Source organism: Shinella sp. CPCC 101442 (genome assembly GCF_024704725.1).
In the GTDB taxonomy this organism is placed as follows: Bacteria; Pseudomonadota; Alphaproteobacteria; order Rhizobiales; family Rhizobiaceae; genus Shinella.
Window position 1 is genome coordinate 1 of the sequence record NZ_JALIQS010000006.1, and the last position, 20,587, is coordinate 20,587.

Sequence of the window (20,587 nt, forward strand, 5' to 3'; positions counted from 1 at the left end):
CTTCTGGGCGACGGCGGCCGCGTCGATGGCTTCCTTGGTTTCCGCAGCACCGAGCTTCGGCACGTATCCGACAAGCTCACCCGTCGCAGGGTTCTTCACCGCGATGCCGCTGCCGTCAGCTTCGATCCAGCGCGTGCCAACCAGTGCCGCCTGACGCAGCAGGCTCGGGTCTTTCAAGGTCATCGGAGTTCTCCCATTTCGCGATGTCGTCTCATGTGTCGGCAAGCGTTATATTGCCTCCGCCACCCCTTCGACAATGCAGCAGGCATGCGATTTTGACGCTTCGCGGCGCTCGCCGACGGGTCTAAGGTCGGCGGGCAGATTTTGATATGAGGCTTACAATGACCCATCCCACCGGCCGCGCCGCCGACCACGCCATCGCCCCCGTCTTCCTCGACCGCTGGTCGCCCCGCGCCTTCACCGGCGAGGCCATGCTGCAGGATACGCTGCTGTCGCTGTTCGAAGCCGCGCGCTGGGCGCCGTCGGCCGCGAACGGCCAGCCGTGGTATTTCGTCTACGGCCATCGCGGCACCGAAGCGTTCCAGACGATCTACGACACGCTCGACGAGGGCAACCGCCGCTGGGCGGACAAGGCTTCGGTGCTCATCGTCATCATTTCTCAGACCCACCGCAAGAATGCCGCGGGCGAGATGCGTCCGGCCTATACCCATGCCTTCGACACCGGCACGGCCTGGGGCTATCTCGCGCTGCAGGCGATCCATGCCGGCTATCATGCACACGGCATGGGCGGCATCGACAGGGAAAAGGCGCAAGAGGTTCTCGGCATTTCCGACGGTTTTCGGGTGGAAGCGGCCGTCGCCATCGGCAAGATCGCGCCCAAGGAAACCCTGCCGGAGGACCTCCTGAAGCGCGAGGTGCCAAGCGGTCGCAAGAAGGTCGCGGAGTTCGCCTCCGAAGGACGCTTCATCGCCCCCTGATCCGGCTATACCGGAGCGATAGGCATGCAAATGCCTGACGACGACCGCCTCTGAGAGGCGCTGACGGCGCGTGATGCATGCCAGAATGGGGTCTATGCCGTTTCGTCGAGCGGTATCTATTGCCGCTTCGGCTGGCCGTCCGGCGCCGCTCAGGAAAAATGTCCGCTTCTACGCAGCGCCGGCCAGGCATCGGAAGCCGGCTATCGGGCCTGCAAACGCTGCAAGCCGGACGCGCCCGCCGCATGACGGCGGGCGTCTCGATCGTCCGTTAAATATCGAGGTTTGCGACGCTCAGCGCGTTTTCCTGGATGAAGTCGCGGCGCGGCTCCACCTCGTCCCCCATCAGGCGGGCGAAAAGACCGTCGGCATCCGTTGCGTCGGGAACCTTGACCTGCAGGAGCGAGCGGACGTTGGGATCGAGCGTCGTTTCCCAGAGCTGCTCGGCGTTCATCTCGCCGAGGCCCTTGTAGCGCTGCATCGACAGGCCCTTTCGGCCGGCGGCAAAGACGGCGTCCAGCAGGGCGCGCGGACCGGTGATTTCCACCTGGCCATCCTTGCGGCGCAACACCGGCGGCACCGTGTAGGTGTCGAGGAAACGCACCGACAGCTGGTCGATGTGGCGGGCATCTGCCGAACCGATCAACGCCATATCGATATGAGCGAATTCCTTGACACCGCGCACCATGCGCTCGAAGCGCAGGCCGCCATCGGTCGTGACGGAACCCGTCCAGCCGCGTTCCGTCTCCTCGGCGATAAGATCGAGACGACGGGCGACCTCGTCCGCCTTGGCGGCATAGGCTTCGCGGTCATGGCTGAGTTCGAGGTTCAGTGCACCGGTAATCGCCGCCTGTTCGACGATCGAGCGGCTATAGCGCGAATGCAGGCCATCGATCAGCGTGCGCAGGCGCAGCGCGTCCTGGATCAGCTCGCGAATATCCTGGCCGGCGCGCACTTCGCCGGAGCCCAATTCCAGCACCGCATCGTCGAGACCGGAATTGATCAGGTATTCTTCCAGTGCCTTTTCATCCTTCAGGTACTGGCTCGATTTGCCGCGCGCCACCTTATAGAGCGGCGGCTGGGCGATGTAGAGGTGGCCGCGCTCGATCAGCTCCGGCATCTGCCGGAAGAAGAAGGTGAGCAGCAGGGTACGGATATGGGCGCCGTCGACGTCGGCGTCCGTCATGATGATGATCTTGTGGTAACGCAGCTTGTCGGCGTTGAATTCGTCCTTGCCGATCGACGTGCCGAGCGCGGTGATCAGCGTACCGATTTCCTGGCTGGACAACATCTTGTCGAAGCGCGCGCGCTCGACATTCAGGATTTTTCCACGCAACGGGAGAATGGCCTGGTTTTCGCGCGACCGGCCCTGCTTGGCCGAACCGCCGGCCGAATCGCCCTCGACGAGGAAGACTTCGGACTTGGCCGGATCGCGTTCGGAGCAGTCGGCGAGCTTGCCGGGCAGCGACGAGATGTCGAGCGCGCCCTTGCGCCGCGTCAGTTCGCGGGCCTTGCGCGCGGCTTCGCGGGCCGCAGCGGCTTCGACCACCTTGCCGACGAGAATCTTCGCATCCGACGGATGTTCTTCGAACCAGGTGGAAAGCGCCTCGTTGACGAGGTTTTCCACGACCGGGCGAACCTCTGAGGAGACCAGCTTGTCCTTGGTCTGCGAGGAGAATTTCGGGTCCGGAACCTTGACCGACAGCACGGCCGTCAGGCCCTCACGGCAATCCTCGCCCTGCAGCGTCACCTTTTCGCGCTTCATGATGCCGGACGTATCGGCATAGGAGACGACCTGGCGGGTCAGCGCGCCGCGGAAGCCCGCCATATGCGTGCCGCCGTCGCGCTGCGGGATGTTGTTGGTGAAGCAGAGCACGTTCTCGTGGTAGCTGTCGTTCCACCACATGGCCACTTCGACGGTGATGCCGTCCTTTTCGCCGCGGATGGCGATGGGCTTCGAGACCAGCGACTTCTTCGCGCGGTCGAGATAGTGCACGAAGGCTTCGAGGCCGCCCTCGTACATCAGTTCGTCCTGCTTGACATCCGAATGGCGGCGGTCGGTGAGCAGGATGCGCACGCCGGAATTCAGGAAGGCGAGTTCGCGAAGGCGATGTTCGAGCGTCGAATAGACGAATTCGATGTTGGTGAAGGTGTCGCTCGACGGCAGGAAGGTTACTTCCGTGCCGGTCTCGCCGCCGCAATCGCCGGTCACCGCCAGGGGCGCATCGGCCACGCCGTGCGTGAAACTCATCTCGTGGATCTTGCCGGCGCGGCGGATCTTCAGCTTCAGCTTGACCGACAGCGCGTTCACCACGGAAACGCCCACGCCGTGCAGGCCGCCCGAGACCTTGTAGGAATTCTGGTCGAACTTACCGCCGGCGTGGAGCTGGGTCATGATGACCTCGGCCGCCGAAACGCCCTCTTCCTTGTGGATATCCGTGGGAATGCCGCGACCGTTGTCGGTGACCGTTACGGAACCATCGGCATTCAGCGTGACCGTCACGATATCGGCATGGCCGGCCAGCGCCTCGTCGATCGCGTTGTCGACGACCTCGTAGACCATGTGATGCAGACCCGAACCGTCATCGGTATCGCCGATATACATGCCCGGGCGCTTGCGCACGGCATCGAGGCCCTTGAGGACCTTGATCGAATCTGCGCCATACTCGGCCGGGCCGCTGTCGGTCTCGGGTGCATCGGTCATTCAAACGTCTTTCCAGAAGTTTCGCTGAAGGCGGGAAGCGCGGCGAATCACCGCTTTCCAAGTCTTGGAATATAGGGATTGTGGCCCCAAGTTCCAAATCTGAGAGCCGTAAACACGGCAGAATTCAGGGGATCAAACCGGTTTTACCCGGGAATTGCACGCTTTTTCGAGAATACCGGCAAGACGGCGCACGGTCTCGGGCGGCAGGGTGGCGATTTCGGCCGAAAGGCGATTGGCAAAGGCCGTATATTCCGGCGGCAGGCCCGCCGTATCGACCACCACGCGCGGGTCGGAAATCTGCGCAATCCGGAAGAGCTCTTCCGCCTCGTCCCAGATGACGTTGAAATAGCCCGCGACGCGCTGGAGGAAATCGAAGCTCGGCATGCCACGCTTGCCATGCTCCAGCGCCGAAAGATAGGCGGGGCTGACGCCGAGCGCGGCCGCCATGTCCTTCTGCGAGACGCCCTTGCGGTCCCGAAGATGCCGCACGGCCTTGCCGAAGGGTGTCGTCATCGCCTCTCCCCCGGCAGGCGGGCGAGACGGACATAGAGCGCACCCTCGCCGCCATGGTTGCGCGCGGCGGGCTCGTAGGAGGAGATCAGCGGACGGAATTCCGGCAGGGAGAACCACAGCGGCACCGCCCGCTTCAAGGCGCCGTCGCTGCCGATCGAGGTGCCCTTGCCGGTGATGACGAGCACATGGCGCAGGCCCCGTCCATGCGCCTTGATGAGGAAGCCGAGCAGGAAGCCGTGTGCTTCGCTCTGGATCATGCCGTGCAGGTCGATGCGCGCCTCAAGCGCCAAATGGCCCTTGGCGATCTTGCGCTTGACCGGACGCTCCAGCGGATGGTGTTTCGTATCCTTGCCGCGGCCGATGGTGAGCGCAATGCCCTCGGCGGCCGGCTTTTCCGCCTTGCTCGTCTTCGGCTCCGGCGCTTTCTCCTCGGAAACCTTCTCGGCGAAGGCAGCCTCGAATTCCGTCAAAGCGTCAAGCTTGCCCGGCATGGCGCGCGTCGAGCGCGCCACCTTGCCCCAGAGGATGCGCTCCTCGCTGGAAAGCGTCTTATCCCTGGGCATGGAGGTAGCGCTCCGCTGCCGCCCTGGGGATGAGGAGGTGGAAGGTCGCGGCATTGCGCACATGGCCCGCCAGCGCGCCTGCGGCATCGCCCGACCCCGTAAAGATATCGCCGCGCGCCGGGCCGACGATGGCCGTGCCCGTATCGAGCGCCAGCATCAGCCGGCGGAACGGCTTGCCGCCGTCCATATGGGTGAGGCTGTCGCTCGAAATGAAGAAGGGCAGGCCGAAAGTGTGGATCATCCGGTCGACGGCCAGCGAGCGGCCGGCGATGAGCGGCACCTTGGCGGCGGCGATCGGCCCGAGGGCAGATCCGTCCACCGCCGCTTCCTTGAAAAAGATGAAGGAGCGGTTGTGCCAGAGGACTTCGTCCACCTGGTCCTCATGCCGCGCCAGCCAGTCGCGGATCGAGGCCATGGAAACGGTCGCGGCATCGATCTCGCCGCGATCGATCAGAAGCTTGCCGGTGGCCGAAAAGGGATGGCCGGTCTTTGCGGCGTAGGTCACGCGCTTCACCGATCCATCGGGATAGACCAGCCGCGCCGCGCCCTGCACATGGGCAAAGAAGACATCGACCTTCGAGCGGGCATAGGCGATTTCGAGGCCGCGGCCGGCGAGATAACCGCGTTCCACTTCACCGCGATCCGGATGCTCGACGATCTGGCCGTCCTTCCGAAGCCCGAAAGCGTAGCCATCGGGAAAGCCGTCGGGGCGATTGCCGTCGTCGATATCGACCAGGTCGTCGGGCCGGCGGTAGAAGGGATAACGGTAGTCTGCATCCGGCTCTGCCTTCACGGCCACTTCAGGCTCGTAGAAGGCGGTGACGAAGCCGGCGGAACCATCGGCCTTCTCGATCAGGAACGGCACGCACTGCGCCTCGAAGAAGGCGCGCACGGCAGCGGCGCCCTGCGGTTTTTCCGCCGCCGCCGCATCCAGCAAAGCCAAAAGCTCGCCGGCGGTGATGCCGAGCGAGCCTGTCTTGTAGGGCTTTACGTCGCGGATATGGTCGCGACAGCGGGCCAAACCCGCCATCAGCGGCGTCGGGTCGTCCTCGTCCCAGCCGGGAAGCGCCGAAAACCGGGCCGGAACCAGACGATAGTCCATGGGCTTGCCTCGCTCAGCCTTCCGATTCGGTGGCGATCAGCTTCCAGTTCGGATCTCTCGAACGGATATCGCGGGCGAATGTCCAGAGGTCGTTGACCTCGGCCACCGTTTCCGCATCGCCGTCGATCAGCGCGCCGGCCTTGTCATAGGTGGCAGAGATCAGCTGGCTGATGATGCGCACCGTCACATTGGCCTCGCTGTCCTTGACCTCGGCGCCGACAAGATCGGCCTTCTCGATGCCGACGAAGCTGGAGCGTACGACCTCGCCCTTGCTCTCGCGTTCGGAGATCGCCGCATCGAACCCTTCGTAGACTTCGCGCGACAGAAGGTTCTTCAGCGTCTTGCGGTCGCCATCGGCAAAGGCGACGACGATCATCTCGTAGGCCATGCGGGCGCCGTTGACGAATTCCTTCGGGTCGAAGGACGGGTCCGTCTTCACCAGCGCTCGCAGCTGTTCGTTGAGCGGCGTACCGGCAGGGGTGAACGAATCGATGGCGGCGTAGGGATTTTCGTCCTCGTCCGCGTCGCGCTTCGGCAGCGTCACCACCTTGCCGCGATCGGCCGAATCAGTTTCGGCGGCGCTCTCGCGCTTCGAATAGGGATCGAAGGGCGGGCGCTCGCTGCCGGTGCGGCGGCCAAGCACGCTGCGCAATTGCAGGAAGATGACCACCGCAGCCACGAGGAAGAAAATCGTTACAAAGTCGAATGAGCCCATTATCGATCCGCTGCGGTTTCTGTTTTTTGTTCCTTTTCCATATAGTCCGCAATGTCGGATCATTCAAATGGCGATGACGTGAATGTGGCGAAGACGCGCAGAAGACCGGTCGGCAGTATCGAATGACGCAAATCTGTGCGAGATTGGCAACGCATGTTGAGAATCCTTCTTCCCCTTTTCTTCCTTCTCCTGCCGCTGGCGGAGATTGCCTGCTTCATTCTCGTCGGGCGGCGCATCGGCCTCATGCCGACACTTTCGCTCGTCGTGCTCTCCGGTGTCGCCGGCATCGTGCTGATGCGCATCCAGGGTTTTGGCGTTCTGACGCGGCTGAAGCGATCCGGCCAGGACGGCGGCGCGCCCGGCAAAGAATTGCTCGATGCGGCGATGATCATGATTGCCGGTATCCTGCTTCTGATCCCCGGCTTTATCAGCGACGTCGTCGGCCTGGCCTTGTTCCTGCCGCCAGTGCGGACCCTTCTCTGGAATCGGCTGATGCGCAACATCGTCGTCGTCGATATCGGCGGCATGCGTCCCGGCCAGGGGCAGCCTCAGACAGGGCCCCAGCGCACCATCGATCTCGACGAAAACGACTACCGCCGCGACGACCGATCCTAGCCGTCCCGGAGGTCCCAGGGTTGTAAGGCTGGGGCCGAAATGCTAGATGGCCTGACTTTCCAACGTCCCACGCCAAAGTCCCCAAGGATACTTCCATGACCGACGCAGCAACCGACACCAACGCCGCGAGCCCCTCGCTCAACATCCTGGCGCAGTATGTGAAGGACTTCTCCTTCGAAAACCCGGGTGCTCCGCGGTCGCTGCAGGCCCGCGACAAGGCTCCGGCCATCAATATCAGCGTCAACGTCAACGCCAACCCGCTCTCCGAGACCGACTTCGACGTCATCCTCTCGCTCAATGCGGAAGCCAAGGACGGCGACAAGATGCTCTTCAACGCCGAACTCGCCTATGGCGGCGTCTTCCGCGTCACGGGCTTCCCGCAGGAGCACATGCTGCCGGTTCTCTTCATCGAGTGCCCGCGCCTGCTCTTCCCCTTCGCCCGCCAGATCATTTCCGACGCAACCCGCAACGGCGGCTTCCCGCCGCTGATGATCGACCCGATCGACTTTGCCCAGATGTTCTCCCAGCGTATGGCTGAAGAACAGATCAAGGCGAAGGTTCAGGCCAACTAAGCCGATTTACACGTCGTAAATGGAAACGGCCGGTCACCTGGTGACCGGCCGTTTTCCTTTCAGGACAGATGCTGAGCCGGATTCAGGCGTCGTATTTTCCCCAGATCGCCTTTGCACCCATGTTTTCCACGATGGCATCGTGCGCTGCACGTTCGGCATCGGTAAGCCGGGGCGCCAGCGGCCGCGGGCGGGCGCCGAGCGGCAGGATCACCTCATCCTCGGCATCGACGAATGTCCGGCGGCCATTTTCCGCAGAACCGAGACCGAGCGCCGCCTGCCGGCCGCCGATCATCTCGATATAGACTTCGGCGAGCAGTTCGGAGTCGAGCAATGCGCCGTGGCGCGTGCGGTGCGAATTGTCGATGCCATAGCGACGGCAGAGCGCATCGAGCGAGTTCGGCCCCATCGGATGCTTTCGGCGGGCGAGTGCCAGCGTGTCCGTCACCGTTTCCATCAGGATCGGCGGCCGGCCGAGACGGTCTAGCTCGGCATTGATGAAGCCCATGTCGAAATTGGCATTGTGCGCCACCCAGCGGGCGTCGCCAAAAAACTCGAGAATCTGGTCGACCACGGCGGCGAAGGGCGGCTTGTCCTTCAAGGATTCATCCGTGATGCCGTGCACGGCGAGCGCATCGGGATGGACTTTGCGGTCACCCGGATTGATGTAGAGGTGCAGGGTGCGGCCGGTCGGGAAATGGTTTTCCAGCTCCACGCCGCCAATTTCGATGACGCGGTCGAGCTTGTTGTCGAGGCCGGTGGTTTCCGTATCGAAGATGATCTCGCGCATCAGTCCCGCCCTTGCTTCAACGTTTCGATCACCTCTTCCACCTGTTTGCGCGCCGCTTCAAGTCCCTCGTCGGTATGGACGATGAAATCGGCACGCTTGCGCTTTTCCACATCGGGCATCTGGCGTGAGAGGATGAGCGCGAATTTTTCTTCCGTCATCCCGGGCCGGGCCAGCACGCGCCGGCGCTGCGTCTGGGCATCGCACGTGACGACCACGACTTTGTCGACGCGCTGTTCGCCACCGGTCTCGTAGAGAAGCGGAATATCGAGAACGACGAGGGCCGAGCCGTTTTTCCGTTCCGCTTCGAGGAACGCCATTTCCCGTGCGCGCACCAGCGGATGAATGACGGCTTCCAGTTCGCGAAACCGTTCCGGCGCCTGCGACAGGATCGCGGACAAGACCTTGCGATCGATAGTCCCATCCTTCAGCGACTCGGGAAAACGCTCCGCAACCGGCGTCACGGCCTCGCGACGGTAGAGATCATGGACCGTCGCGTCCGCATCGTGCACCGGCACACCGAGATCGTGGAACATGGTTGCGGTGGTCGATTTTCCCGTGCCGATCGATCCGGTGAGGCCGAGCACGATCATCAATGTTTCTCCATATCCGCAAGGATAAGCTGGCGCAGTGCGTCGTCCACGGCCGGGCGAACGCCGAACCATTTTTCAAAGCCGGGTGCTGCCTGATGCAACAACATGCCGAGACCATCAACCACGGCAAAACCCTGATCCACCGCCTGGCGCAGGATCGGCGTGATCAACGGTACATAGACGATATCGGTGACGACAGCGCCTTCGGCGAGCGGCGAGAAATCGAAATCGGGCGCTTCGTCACCGTCCATGCCGAGCGAAGTCGTGTTGACGAACAGGCCTGCGCCTTTCATCACCTCCGGCAGCGCAGCCATGGCATGGGCGTGCACCTTCTGACCAAACCGGTCAGCAAGCTCCTGCGCCCGTGCGAACGTGCGGTTCACGACGTGGATTTCACCGACGCCCCGATCGCGCACCGCCTGTAGGATCGCCCGGCTGGCGCCGCCCGCCCCGAGCACGACTGCGCGCTCCGTCCTGTCCCAATCGGAAGCCGCCGCATCGAGATTGGCGAGAAATCCATAGCCATCCGTGTTGGTGGCGTGAAGCACACCGCCTTCCAGCCAGAGCGTATTCGCCGCGCCGAGTTCCTCGCTCAGCGCATCCGGCTGGTCGGCGAGGCTGAAAGCCCTCTCCTTGTGCGGAAGGGTGACATTGCCGCCGACAAAGCCGGATTTCCCACTCTTCAACCGGGAAACGAAACCGGCGAAATCTTCCGGCGCAACTTCCTGCCGGGTATAGGATCCCTCGAGACCCAGCGTTTTCAGCCAATGACCATGGATCAGCGGCGAGCGCGAATGCTTGACCGGACAGCCCGTGACGAAGGCGTTGCGCAAAAATGTTTCACGTGAATCATGCATCGATTGCACCGAGATCGCGAAGCTTAGCCAGCAGCGGAAGAAGCGGCAGGCCGAGAATGGTGAAATAGTCGCCGTCGATGCGCTCGAAAAGCTGCACGCCCTCGCCTTCCAGCTGGTAGGCGCCGACGCTCGCCAGCACCTTGTCGCCGACACGTGAAAGATGGCGGTCAATGAAGCTTTCCGACAGTGGCCGCATCGTGAGATGCGCAACGGAGACGTCGCTCCACAGCGTCTCGCCGTCCCGAACCAGCGCGATGCCGCAATTCAGCGAATGGATGCGACCCGCCATGGACGTGAGGTGCGATTTCGCTTCGACCATGTCTGCGGGCTTGTGAAACACCCGGCCGTCCAGCGACAGCGTCTGGTCCGATCCTATGACAAGCGCACCCGGATGGCGCCCGGCAACCTCACGCGCCTTCTCGATGGCCAGCGTCTCGGCGACGTCCTGTGGCGATGGATTGCGCGCCGCAAGCGCGGTCTCCACCGCCCGCTCGTCGATCCGGGCCGCTTCCGTCGTAAAGCTCAGACCGGCATTTTCCATCAGCATGCGCCGGAAGGGGCTTTGCGAGGCAAGGATCAGCGTCATCGATTTCTCCCAATTCTCCTTCCGCGTTAGCGGAGCTTCGGGCGAAGAGCAACGATGGCGGCCGCCGTTTCCTCGATGGAACGGCGCGTGACGTCGATGATCGGCCAGTTGTTGCGCGCACAAAGCGCACGGGCATATTTCAATTCCTCGGAGATTTGCGCCCGGTCGACATAGTCGTCGCCGCGAAAATCCTGCGTCTGGCCGAGAATCCGGTTCTGCCGCACCTGGGCGATCCGGTCCGTCGTGGCGATGAGCCCTACGACCAGCGGCTTTTCCGTCGTCGACAGACGCTCGGGCAACGGCACGCCGAGAACGATCGGCACATTCGCCGTCTTGATGCCGCGGTTGGCGAGATAGATGCTGGTCGGTGTCTTGGAAGTCCGGCTGATCCCGATCAGGATGACATCCGCCTCCTCAAGATCGGCCGGCAATTGCCCGTCATCGTGATCCATCGTGAAATTGAGCGCATCGATGCGCGCGAAATATTCCGCATTCATCACATGCTGCGCGCCCACCCGCCGGCGCGATGGCGCACCGAGATAGGACTGGAAGAGATCGATGACCGGTTCGAGCACGGACACGCAGGGTACGCCCATGTCCCGGCAGCGCTGGTCGATGACGTCGGACAGTTCCCGATCGACGATCGTGTAGAGCACGATGCCCGGCGCACCGTCGATCGCATCGAGCACAGGCATCAGCTGTTTGCGGTTTCGGATCAGCGGATAGACATGCTCCAGCGCCTGCGAGGACTGGAACTGCGCGGCGGCGGCCCGGCCGGCGGCGATGAGAGTCTCGCCCGTCGAGTCCGATATCAGGTGCAGATGGAAGTAGTTTTTGGTGCTTTCCACAATATCCTCCGCGCCCTGTTGATGGACTGGGACAAGTGTGAGCTAAAAGCCGCCGCGGTCGGGACGCAAGAGGATAAGTGCCGATTTATCCACAATTGGCGGTTTGCGGGAGACGGATTCTCCCGGCATGTGGATAAGACTCATGACACGGCAAAGTGTCGCGCTTCTCCACAGACTATCCACAGACAGCAATTTTTCGAGGTAGTCAGATCGCCTTGATTCCATAGAGGGAATCCGGTTTCCCAAGATTCTCCGACAAAATCGGCGGATGCGGTCCGCTTTTTCCCCAGGCCGTGGAACAAAGCAGGATTCATGTGGAGAGGATTTAATCCTTGATAGTCACCGACTCTAAGAAATAGAAACCTTCTCTAAGAGATTATTTCATTATTGGGAGAACCCTGCGGTGTCCTCGAAAAACCGGAAGATCGTCGATGTCCTCAACGGGAAGACGGTCTCTCCTCCTCCCCTCTGGCTAATGCGCCAGGCAGGCCGCTACTTGCCGGAGTACAGGGCAACGCGTGCCGCTGCCGGGAGTTTCCTCGATCTCTGTTACTCGCCGGAGCTGGCGACGGAAGTGACGCTGCAGCCGATCCGCCGCTATGGCTTCGACGCGGCGATCCTGTTTTCCGACATCCTCGTCATCCCCGATGCGCTGAAGCGGAACGTCCGCTTCGAAGAGGGACACGGTCCACGTCTTGATCCGATCGACGCGGACGGGATCCTTGCTCTCGAGGGCAAAGGTGTCCTGGATCACCTCAAGCCCGTCCTGGAGACCGTCGAGCGCCTGCGGGGTACCCTTCCCGAGGAAACGGCGCTGCTCGGCTTCTGTGGCGCGCCCTGGACGGTTGCGACCTACATGATCGCCGGCCACGGCACGCCCGACCAGGCGCCGGCCCGGCTTTTCGCCTACAGGGAACCGAAAGCCTTTGCGCATCTCCTCGATACGCTCGCGGATCTTTCCGCCGATTATCTCGTCGCCCAGATTGATGCCGGCGCGGATGCCGTCCAGATTTTCGATTCCTGGGCGGGCGTTCTCGGCGAAAAGGAATTTTCGGAGTTAGCGATAAAGCCGGTCCGCAAGATCATCGATTCCGTCAAATCCCGCCGACCCCAGGCAAAGATCATCGCCTTTGCCAAAGGTGCCGGCCTGTTCTTGAAAACCTATCGGCAGGACACGCGCGCCGATGCGATCGGCCTCGACTGGTCGGTGCCGCTCGCTTTCGCCGCCGAGTTGCAGAAGGACGGTCCCATTCAGGGAAATCTCGATCCGATGCGCGTGGTTGCCGGAGGTGCAGCGCTCGACGAGGGCATCGACGCCATCCTGCAGGCGCTTGGAAACGGTCCGCTGATCTTCAATCTCGGCCACGGCATCACGCCACAGGCCGATCCTGAGAACGTCGCGCGCCTCGTTGCGCGGGTGCGGGGGCAAAACCGGTGAACGAGAAGCAGACGGCCGAGAGTGCCGGGCGTCGCGCACGACTGCGCGCCGCCGTTGCGCTTACCGTTTTCGCTGTTCTCGCGCTTCTGCTGATCCTTTATCCGCCCGACGATCTGTATCTCTGGATCAAGGCGTTGCACATCATCGCGGTGATGTCCTGGATGGCGGGCCTGCTCTATCTGCCACGCCTATTCGTCTACCATACGGATGCGCCGCGTGGCTCGGCCCAGTCGGAAACCTTCAAGGTGATGGAAGGGCGGCTCTACCGCACGATCATGCAACCGGCGATGGGTCTCGCCTGGCTGCTCGGCCTCTATCTCGCTTGGTCGATCTATGGATTTCAGGGCGGCTGGCTGCACGCCAAGCTCGCTTTTGTCGCGTTGCTGACGGGCGTTCATCACTATTTCGGCCGTGCCGTGAAGGCTTTTGCCGAAGACCGCAATGAAAAAACCGGACGACAGTGGCGCATCTGGAACGAGGCGCCGGCGCTGCTGATGGTCCTCATCGTCATCATGGCTGTCGTCAAACCCTTTTAGCCGTTGCGCGACAAAACGGACGAAATGCACGAGGCCCCTTGCGACGGCGCTCGGGAACCGCTATTTTCCGCCCATCTCATCTTTCATGGCATGTGTATTCGTTCAGTGAACTGCACCGAATCCCCCGCAGTTCGTCCTTGACCCGCACGCCTTTTCCCATCCCGAAGACCCGCAGCATGGACCATTCATGGCCGAAATGAAGCTACAAGACCTCAAGAACAAGACTCCGACCGACCTTCTGGCATTTGCCGAATCACTCGAGGTCGAAAACGCGAGCACGATGCGCAAGCAGGAGCTCATGTTTGCCATCCTGAAGATGCTGGCATCGCAGGATGTCGAGATCATTGGCGAGGGCGTCGTAGAAGTGCTGCAGGACGGTTTCGGCTTCCTGCGCTCGGCCAATGCGAACTATCTGCCGGGCCCGGATGATATCTACATCTCACCCTCGCAGATCCGCCGCTTTTCGCTGAAGACAGGCGATACCGTCGAAGGCCCGATCCGCGGACCCAAGGAAGGCGAGCGCTATTTCGCGCTCCTGAAGGTCAACACGATCAATTTCGACGACCCGGAAAAGATCCGCCATAAGGTCCATTTCGACAACCTGACGCCGCTCTATCCGAACGAGCGCTTCAAGATGGAGCTCGAGATCCCGACCTCGAAGGATCTGTCTCCGCGCGTCATCGATCTCGTGGCGCCGCTCGGCAAGGGCCAGCGCGGCCTCATCGTCGCTCCGCCACGCACGGGTAAGACCGTTCTCCTGCAGAACATCGCCCATTCGATCACGGCCAACCATCCGGAATGTTACCTGATCGTCCTCCTCATCGACGAGCGTCCCGAGGAAGTGACGGACATGCAGCGCTCGGTAAAGGGCGAGGTCGTTTCCTCGACCTTCGACGAACCGGCGACGCGCCACGTCCAGGTCGCTGAAATGGTCATTGAGAAGGCCAAGCGTCTCGTCGAGCACGGCCGTGACGTCGTCATCCTGCTCGATTCGATCACGCGCCTCGGCCGCGCCTACAACACCGTCGTGCCGTCTTCGGGCAAGGTTCTGACCGGTGGCGTGGATGCCAACGCGCTGCAGCGCCCGAAGCGCTTCTTCGGTGCCGCGCGCAATATCGAGGAAGGCGGCTCGCTGACGATCATCGCGACGGCGCTGATCGATACGGGCAGCCGCATGGACGAAGTCATCTTCGAAGAGTTCAAGGGCACCGGCAACTCGGAAATCGTGCTCGACCGCAAGGTCGCCGACAAGCGCATCTTCCCGGCCATGGATATCCTCAAGTCGGGTACGCGCAAGGAAGACCTTCTCGTGCCGCGCCAGGATCTCCAAAAGATCTTTGTCCTGCGCCGCATCCTCGCGCCCATGGGTACGACCGATGCGATCGAGTTCCTTATCGACAAGCTGAAGCAGACCAAGACCAACGGCGACTTCTTCGACTCGATGAACACCTGATCGACGGTGCAAGCACTGGAATTTCATGGTCCCGCCGAAAGGTGGGGCCATTTTCGTTTGAGGAGCGAGGATTGATTCCCTTCCGAAACGATCTGATCGATTCGCTATCGTAACTTTTGAAACGGATGATGTAGTGAGCCAGGACACGATTTTTGCTCTGTCGAGCGGGAGCCTGCCCTCCGGCGTCGCGATCATCAGGTTGAGCGGACCCCAAAGCCGGCAAACGCTGGAAACGGTCTGCGGACGCGTGCCCGTTTCGCGACGGGCGTCTCTCCTGCCGATTCGCGATCGAAACGGTCTTGTCCTGGATGAAGGACTTGTCCTGTTTTTCCCCGGGCCTTCTTCTTTCACGGGGGAAGACACGGCCGAACTTCAGATTCACGGCGGCCGAGCGACGGTCAAAGCCGTTCTATCCACGCTTGGCGCGCTGGAAGGCCTCCGCACCGCCGAGGCCGGTGAATTCTCTCGCCGCGCCTTCCAGAATGGCCGGATGGATCTCGTGGCAGTGGAAGGTCTTGCAGACCTGGTTGCGGCGGAGACGGAGATGCAACGGCGTCTCGCCGCCGAGCACGCTTCCGGCCACCTTTCGACCCTCTACGATTCGTGGGCGAAACGTTTGACGCATGCGCGCGCGATGATCGAGGCGGAACTCGATTTCGCGGATGAGGAGGATGTGCCCGGCTCCGTCGCATCGACGATCTGGCAGGACATGCGCCGGCTGGAACAGGAAATCGTTAACCATCTGTCCGGATTCCAGGCGGGTGAAATCGTGCGCGATGGTTTGAATGTCGTGATCGCAGGCCCGCCAAACGCCGGAAAATCCAGCCTTCTCAATTATTTGGCGCAAAGAGACATTGCCATCGTCACGAATATCCCCGGAACGACGCGCGACGTTCTGCATGTCGATCTCGACCTGTCGGGTTTCGCTGTTCGTCTCTATGACACCGCGGGCTTGCGCGATACCGATGACATGGTCGAGCAAGAGGGCATTCGGCGCGCGCAGCGGTCCATCGCCGAGGCCCATCTCGTTCTTCTTCTGTCGAGTGATCCCGATATTGAATGGACTGGCCTCACGGACGGTTATACCGGCCCGGTTCTCCGCGTCCTGACTAAAGCGGACGAACGAGACACCGCTTTGCCGACGGGGTCTGCGGATGTTATGATCTCCGTCAAATCCGGAGAGGGTATGACGAACCTGCTGGATGCGGTGCGTGCTTTCCTGCCGGATGTCGAGTCGGGACAGGCGCTCTCGCTTCCGACCCGCGAACGGCATTTTGCCAATCTGCAGGACGCACGTGGGCACATAGAGTCGGCTTTGGCTGCTGAGGCGGTTGGGTTGGATATCCAGGCTGAGCATCTTCGCCTGGCCGGCCATTCCTTGGGCAGGGTGACTGGCAGGGTCGATGTCGAGAATCTTCTCGACGTAATTTTCTCGGAATTTTGCATAGGCAAATGATTCACGTGAAACAGCACAACGTGCACGAGTCAAATCGAACGTTTCACGTGAAACAGGTAGGTGAAAAATGACGGATACAAAACACTACGATGTGGTTGTCGTCGGCGGCGGTCATGCCGGTACCGAAGCCGCCGCCGCCGCCGCACGTTTTGGCGCAAAAACGGCGCTCCTGACCCACAAGGCATCGACGATTGGCGTCATGTCCTGCAATCCGGCTATTGGCGGCCTTGGCAAAGGTCACCTCGTTCGCGAGGTCGATGCGCTGGATGGCCTCATGGGTCGCGTGGCGGATCGCGCGGGTATCCAGTTCCGTCTGCTCAATCGCCGCAAAGGCCCTGCTGTGCGCGGCCCCCGCACGCAGGCAGATCGCAAGCTCTATCGCGAGGCGATGCAGCAGGAGATTGCAGCGATTGCCAACCTCGACATTATTGAAGGCGATGCGTTCGATCTTGACATCGTTGACGGCAAAGTCACGGGCCTGCATACGAAGGATGGACGCCGGCTGTCATGTGCTGCCGTCGTTATCACCACGGGTACGTTTCTTCGTGGCCTTATTCATATCGGGAACGAAAAGATTCCAGCCGGGCGTGTTGGCGAACAGCCGTCTCTTGGCCTGTCCGTCACGTTCGAACGTTTGGGCCTAAAACTCGGTCGCCTCAAGACGGGTACGCCGGCCCGCCTCGACGGTCGCACGATCGACTGGGCGTCTGTCGGCCGCCAGGCGGCGGATGACGAACCTGTGCCCTTCTCGTTTATGACGGACCGCATCACGACGCCGCAGGTCGAATGCGGTGTGACGCGCACGACACCGGCGACACACCGGATCATTGAAGACAATATCGGCAAATCGGCGATGTATTCCGGCCAGATCGAAGGCGTCGGTCCCCGTTATTGCCCCTCGATCGAGGACAAGATCGTCAGGTTCGGTGAGCGGGATGGCCATCAGATTTTTCTGGAGCCGGAAGGCCTCGATGACGACACCGTCTATCCGAATGGTATCTCGACATCGCTGCCAGCGGACGTACAGCAGGCCTTCATCCGCACCATCCCCGGATTGGAGCAGGTAACGATCCTTCAGCCCGGATATGCTATCGAGTATGACCACGTCGATCCGCGTGAGCTGTTCGCCACGCTCGAAGTGAAACGCCAGCCGGGGCTGTTCCTTGCCGGCCAGATCAATGGGACGACGGGCTATGAGGAAGCCGCGGCGCAGGGTCTGGTTGCCGGCATGAATGCTGCCCGGTGTGCCGGCGGACGCGATGGCCATGTCTTCAGCCGAACGGACAGCTACATCGGCGTGATGCTGGATGACTTGACCTCCCGCGGCGTCACCGAACCATATCGCATGTTTACGTCGCGGGCGGAGTACCGGCTTTCCCTTCGCGCGGACAATGCGGATGTTCGCTTGACGCCGTTGGGTCAGTCGCTTGGTATCGTTGGCAAGGAACGGTGCGACCGGTTTGAGGTATGGTCCGACGAGATGGCTTCGGCGCGCGAAAGCCTGCGAAATCTCAGACTTTCTCCCAATGAGGCGACTACGCACGGTTTGAAGATCAATCAGGACGGCGTTCGTCGAAGTGGCTACGAGCTTCTGGCCTATCCTGACATCGACTACGGGCGCTTGGTGCCGATCTGGCCGGAGGTCTTGGGCGGCTTTACCAGGCGGGTTCGTGAGGCGATCGAGATCGAAGCAAGCTATGCGGTCTATATGAACCGTCAGCAAAATGACATTGTCGAGGCACGCCGCGAGGAAGACCGCAGGATACCGCCGGATTTCGATTTCGGTGTTCTTCCGGGTCTGTCGATAGAGTTGCGGCAGAAACTCTCCGCCGCACGCCCGGCCAATCTGGCGCAGGCCGCGCGCGTCGATGGCATGACGCCGGCTGCATTGACGTTGTTGCTGGTGCATATCAAGCGCTTGCCGGATGAAAACAGGGATCAGGTTGCTCACGCATGACGAGTCTGCCGCGCGAATTGAACGGTCTGAATGTTTCACGTGAAACTGTGGACCGGCTGAACACCTTTGTCGCTCTTTTCAAGAAATGGGCAAAAGCCATCAATCTGGTGGCGCCGTCGACGCTTGCCGAGGTCTGGAGCAGGCATATTGCCGACAGCGCCCAGATCTATGCGCTCAATCCCGGGCCTCGCATTTGGGCCGATCTGGGCAGCGGTGGTGGTTTTCCAGGCATCGTAACCGGTATCCTGCTCGCCGGAACAGGCGATGGATGGGTTCATCTTGTGGAGAGCAACAACAAGAAGGCTGCCTTTCTGCGAACGGCGATTCTTGAGACCGGTGCGCGGGCGACTGTGCATGCGATTCGTATCGAAGACGCTCCATTGGTCGTTGCGGAATGCGACGCGATCTCGGCGCGAGCCCTTGCCGACCTCGATCTCTTGATGGAATTCAGCCTTCCCTGGGCGGAGCGCAATCCAGATTTGCGCCTTTTTCTCCACAAAGGCCGGGATTACCAACGGGAGGTCGATAAAGCGCTTGGTCGCTGGAGATTCGATCTGGTAAAACATGCCAGTGTCGTCGAGCCGGATTCTGTCGTGCTCGAACTGGCCAGGCTTTCGCGAAAATCTTAGGGATTGGCGGCGTCCATGATAGGCGAAAAGAACCGGATCATTACCATTGCGAACCAGAAGGGCGGCGTCGGTAAGACGACGACGGCGATCAATCTCGCAACGGCCCTTGCAGCGATCGGCGAACGCGTGCTGATCGTCGATCTCGATCCGCAAGGCAATGCCAGCACGGGTCTCGGGATCGACCGCCGCAACCGCGAGCTTTCGTCCTATGACTTGATGGTCGGCAGTCACGGCGTGGCCGAGACGGCGATGCCGACTGCCGTGCCGAATCTCTCCATCGTCCCATCGACAATGGACTTGCTCGGCGTCGAGATGGAGATCTCCCAGCAGAACGACCGGGTCTTTCGCCTCAAGCGCGCCCTGGCCTCGACCGAGGCGTTGTCTTACTCTTACGTGCTGGTTGATTGCCCGCCGTCGTTCAATCTTTTGACGATGAATGCGTTGGCGGCCGCTCACTCCGTGCTGGTGCCGCTCCAATGCGAGTTTTTCGCGCTGGAGGGTTTGAGCCAGTTGCTGGAGACGGTCGATCAAGTCCGGCGTACCGTCAATCCACGGCTCGATATCCAGGGGATCGTGCTGACCATGTTCGACTCGCGCAACAATCTGGCGCAGCAGGTCGTCAATGATGTACGCACGCATCTCGGGGAAAAAGTGTATCACACACTTATTCCGCGCAATGTGCGTGTGTCCGAGGCACCGTCCTACGGTAAGCCGGCCATTCTCTACGATCTCAAATGCGCCGGAAGTCAGGCCTATCTTCAGCTCGCTTCCGAAGTGATCCAGCGTGAGAGGCAGCGGAAAGCTGCCTGATTTCCGTACCCGTGAGTAGAACCGATGAATGATGACAACTCAAAGCGGCGCCTGGGCCGCGGCCTTGCCGCTCTGATCGGTGAAATGGATCAATTGCCGGCTGCCGATATCGGTGCGCGCCCGGCGGTCAATCCGGATCGGCTCGTGCCCATCGAGTTTGTCGGCCGCAATCCACGCAATCCGCGTCGCTATTTCGATGAATCGGAACTGCAGGATCTTGCGTCTTCGATCCGCCAGCATGGTATTGTCCAGCCGGTGGTCGTGCGCACGACGGCGGATAACCGGTTTGAGATCATCGCCGGCGAACGGCGCTGGCGCGCCGCGCAGCTTTCCGGATTGATCGAGATTCCCGTTATCATCCGCGATGTAGACGACCGTACGGCGCTGGAAATCGCAATCGTCGAGAACGTCCAGCGTTCGGACCTCAATCCGCTGGAAGAGGCGATGGGCTATGAGCTGCTGATCGCCGATCACGGTTACACGCAGAACGATCTGGGTGAAATCATCGGCAAGAGCCGCAGCCATGTGGCCAACAGCCTTCGCCTGCTGAAACTGCCCGAGCCGGTGCGGGACATGCTGGCCTCCGGTACGCTTTCGGCGGGACATGCCCGGGCCCTCATTCCGACCTCCGATCCCATCGCGCTCGCAAAGGCGGTTGTCGCCAAGGGCATGTCGGTGCGCGATGCCGAGCGGCTGGCCCAGAACGACATCAAGGCCCAGAACGACCCGAATCACGGTCAGGCTGCTGCACCCAGGGACGCGAAGGACGCGGACACGCTGGCGCTTGAGCGGACATTGTCGGACGTGCTCGGACTGGATGTTACCGTGAACCACAAGGGCAATGGCGGCCAGCTCAGGATCGCCTATAAGACGCTGGAGCAGCTGGAAGAGATCTGCCGGCTCCTGGAGCGTCGCTAAGAA

General features: G+C 61.5%; 22 protein-coding genes and 1 pseudogene. 12 read left to right on the forward strand and 11 right to left on the reverse strand.

Features of this window, described 5'->3' with window-relative positions; translation table 11 throughout:
* A pseudogene (locus MUO32_RS20755) lies at positions 1-183 on the reverse strand (succinate-semialdehyde dehydrogenase (NADP(+))); the annotation flags it as partial.
* A 158-nt stretch (positions 184-341) separates the two neighbouring features.
* On the opposite strand from MUO32_RS20755, the gene MUO32_RS20760 reads away from it, so the two are divergent.
* Positions 342-938 carry a nitroreductase family protein gene (locus tag MUO32_RS20760; protein WP_257950300.1) on the forward strand — a complete coding sequence of 199 codons (597 nt, stop codon included), beginning with the start codon at positions 342-344 and terminating at the stop codon, positions 936-938.
* A 60-nt stretch (positions 939-998) separates the two neighbouring features.
* Complete coding sequence (locus MUO32_RS29410; RefSeq protein ID WP_374708705.1) at positions 999-1,184, forward strand: Ada metal-binding domain-containing protein; 186 nt, start codon at positions 999-1,001, stop codon at positions 1,182-1,184.
* A gap of 22 nt (positions 1,185-1,206) precedes the next feature.
* Here the strand turns inward: MUO32_RS29410 and gyrB are convergent, their stop codons facing one another.
* The 5 genes from gyrB to MUO32_RS20785 form a co-directional block, all read right to left on the reverse strand.
* The gene (gyrB, locus tag MUO32_RS20765) at positions 1,207-3,639 is read right to left on the reverse strand and encodes a DNA topoisomerase (ATP-hydrolyzing) subunit B (protein WP_257950301.1); all 2,433 of its coding nucleotides are present in this window, start codon (positions 3,637-3,639) and stop codon (positions 1,207-1,209) included.
* A gap of 132 nt (positions 3,640-3,771) precedes the next feature.
* Positions 3,772-4,152, reverse strand: a complete 381-nt coding sequence (locus MUO32_RS20770; protein WP_257950302.1) for a helix-turn-helix domain-containing protein — start codon at positions 4,150-4,152, stop codon at positions 3,772-3,774.
* Positions 4,149-4,715 (reverse strand): Smr/MutS family protein, encoded by a 567-nt coding sequence (locus tag MUO32_RS20775; protein ID WP_257950303.1) that lies wholly within the window; start codon positions 4,713-4,715, stop codon positions 4,149-4,151. Before MUO32_RS20775 ends, MUO32_RS20770 begins: the two co-directional genes overlap by 4 nt.
* Positions 4,702-5,817: a murein transglycosylase A gene (locus tag MUO32_RS20780; RefSeq protein ID WP_257950304.1), complete on the reverse strand. Its 1,116-nt coding sequence runs from the start codon at positions 5,815-5,817 to the stop codon at positions 4,702-4,704. The genes MUO32_RS20775 and MUO32_RS20780 overlap by 14 nt, the downstream gene beginning before the upstream one ends.
* Before the next feature lie 13 nt (positions 5,818-5,830).
* Positions 5,831-6,532 carry a Tim44/TimA family putative adaptor protein gene (locus MUO32_RS20785; protein WP_257950305.1) on the reverse strand — a complete coding sequence of 234 codons (702 nt, stop codon included), beginning with the start codon at positions 6,530-6,532 and terminating at the stop codon, positions 5,831-5,833.
* Positions 6,533-6,685: 153 nt separating this feature from the next.
* Here MUO32_RS20785 and MUO32_RS20790 point away from each other — a divergent pair, with 153 nt between their 5' ends.
* Together MUO32_RS20790 and secB are read left to right on the forward strand one after the other, a co-directional pair.
* On the forward strand, positions 6,686-7,147 hold the full coding sequence (locus MUO32_RS20790) for an FxsA family protein (protein ID WP_257950306.1): 462 nt from the start codon (positions 6,686-6,688) through the stop codon (positions 7,145-7,147).
* A gap of 95 nt (positions 7,148-7,242) precedes the next feature.
* Positions 7,243-7,719: a protein-export chaperone SecB gene (secB, locus tag MUO32_RS20795; RefSeq protein ID WP_257950307.1), complete on the forward strand. Its 477-nt coding sequence runs from the start codon at positions 7,243-7,245 to the stop codon at positions 7,717-7,719.
* An 82-nt stretch (positions 7,720-7,801) separates the two neighbouring features.
* Here secB and dnaQ read toward each other — a convergent pair whose 3' ends face one another.
* The 5 genes from dnaQ to MUO32_RS20820 are packed head-to-tail and all read right to left on the reverse strand — an operon-like array spanning position 7,802 to position 11,387.
* On the reverse strand, positions 7,802-8,506 hold the full coding sequence (gene dnaQ, locus MUO32_RS20800) for a DNA polymerase III subunit epsilon (protein ID WP_257950308.1): 705 nt from the start codon (positions 8,504-8,506) through the stop codon (positions 7,802-7,804).
* Complete coding sequence (gene coaE, locus MUO32_RS20805; RefSeq protein WP_257950309.1) at positions 8,506-9,096, reverse strand: dephospho-CoA kinase; 591 nt, start codon at positions 9,094-9,096, stop codon at positions 8,506-8,508. The genes dnaQ and coaE overlap by 1 nt, the downstream gene beginning before the upstream one ends.
* On the reverse strand, positions 9,096-9,953 hold the full coding sequence (locus tag MUO32_RS20810; protein WP_257950310.1) for a shikimate dehydrogenase: 858 nt from the start codon (positions 9,951-9,953) through the stop codon (positions 9,096-9,098). Before MUO32_RS20810 ends, coaE begins: the two co-directional genes overlap by 1 nt.
* Entirely contained in the window at positions 9,946-10,539 is a 594-nt protein-coding gene (locus tag MUO32_RS20815) for a Maf-like protein (protein ID WP_257950311.1), read from the reverse strand. The genes MUO32_RS20810 and MUO32_RS20815 overlap by 8 nt, the downstream gene beginning before the upstream one ends.
* 26 nt (positions 10,540-10,565) lie before the next feature.
* On the reverse strand, positions 10,566-11,387 hold the full coding sequence (locus MUO32_RS20820) for a pyruvate, water dikinase regulatory protein (protein ID WP_257950312.1): 822 nt from the start codon (positions 11,385-11,387) through the stop codon (positions 10,566-10,568).
* Between the two features lie 403 nt (positions 11,388-11,790).
* Between MUO32_RS20820 and hemE the strand changes: the two genes are divergently transcribed.
* The 8 genes from hemE to MUO32_RS20860 all read left to right on the forward strand — a co-directional run bounded on the left by hemE (position 11,791) and on the right by MUO32_RS20860 (position 20,584).
* Entirely contained in the window at positions 11,791-12,825 is a 1,035-nt protein-coding gene (gene hemE, locus MUO32_RS20825) for a uroporphyrinogen decarboxylase (RefSeq protein ID WP_257950313.1), read from the forward strand.
* Positions 12,822-13,361 (forward strand): protoporphyrinogen oxidase HemJ, encoded by a 540-nt coding sequence (hemJ, locus tag MUO32_RS20830; RefSeq protein WP_257950314.1) that lies wholly within the window; start codon positions 12,822-12,824, stop codon positions 13,359-13,361. The genes hemE and hemJ overlap by 4 nt, the downstream gene beginning before the upstream one ends.
* A gap of 187 nt (positions 13,362-13,548) precedes the next feature.
* Positions 13,549-14,814 carry a transcription termination factor Rho gene (rho, locus tag MUO32_RS20835; protein WP_117371985.1) on the forward strand — a complete coding sequence of 422 codons (1,266 nt, stop codon included), beginning with the start codon at positions 13,549-13,551 and terminating at the stop codon, positions 14,812-14,814.
* 133 nt (positions 14,815-14,947) lie between these two features.
* Positions 14,948-16,270: a tRNA uridine-5-carboxymethylaminomethyl(34) synthesis GTPase MnmE gene (gene mnmE, locus MUO32_RS20840; protein WP_257950315.1), complete on the forward strand. Its 1,323-nt coding sequence runs from the start codon at positions 14,948-14,950 to the stop codon at positions 16,268-16,270.
* 67 nt (positions 16,271-16,337) lie between these two features.
* Positions 16,338-18,227: a tRNA uridine-5-carboxymethylaminomethyl(34) synthesis enzyme MnmG gene (gene mnmG / locus MUO32_RS20845; RefSeq protein WP_257950316.1), complete on the forward strand. Its 1,890-nt coding sequence runs from the start codon at positions 16,338-16,340 to the stop codon at positions 18,225-18,227.
* Positions 18,224-18,856, forward strand: a complete 633-nt coding sequence (locus MUO32_RS20850; RefSeq protein ID WP_257950317.1) for a 16S rRNA (guanine(527)-N(7))-methyltransferase RsmG — start codon at positions 18,224-18,226, stop codon at positions 18,854-18,856. Before mnmG ends, MUO32_RS20850 begins: the two co-directional genes overlap by 4 nt.
* Before the next feature lie 15 nt (positions 18,857-18,871).
* Positions 18,872-19,666 carry a ParA family protein gene (locus tag MUO32_RS20855; protein WP_257950579.1) on the forward strand — a complete coding sequence of 265 codons (795 nt, stop codon included), beginning with the start codon at positions 18,872-18,874 and terminating at the stop codon, positions 19,664-19,666.
* Between the two features lie 24 nt (positions 19,667-19,690).
* Positions 19,691-20,584 (forward strand): ParB/RepB/Spo0J family partition protein, encoded by an 894-nt coding sequence (locus tag MUO32_RS20860; protein ID WP_257950318.1) that lies wholly within the window; start codon positions 19,691-19,693, stop codon positions 20,582-20,584.
* Positions 20,585-20,587: the final 3 nt, after the last annotated feature.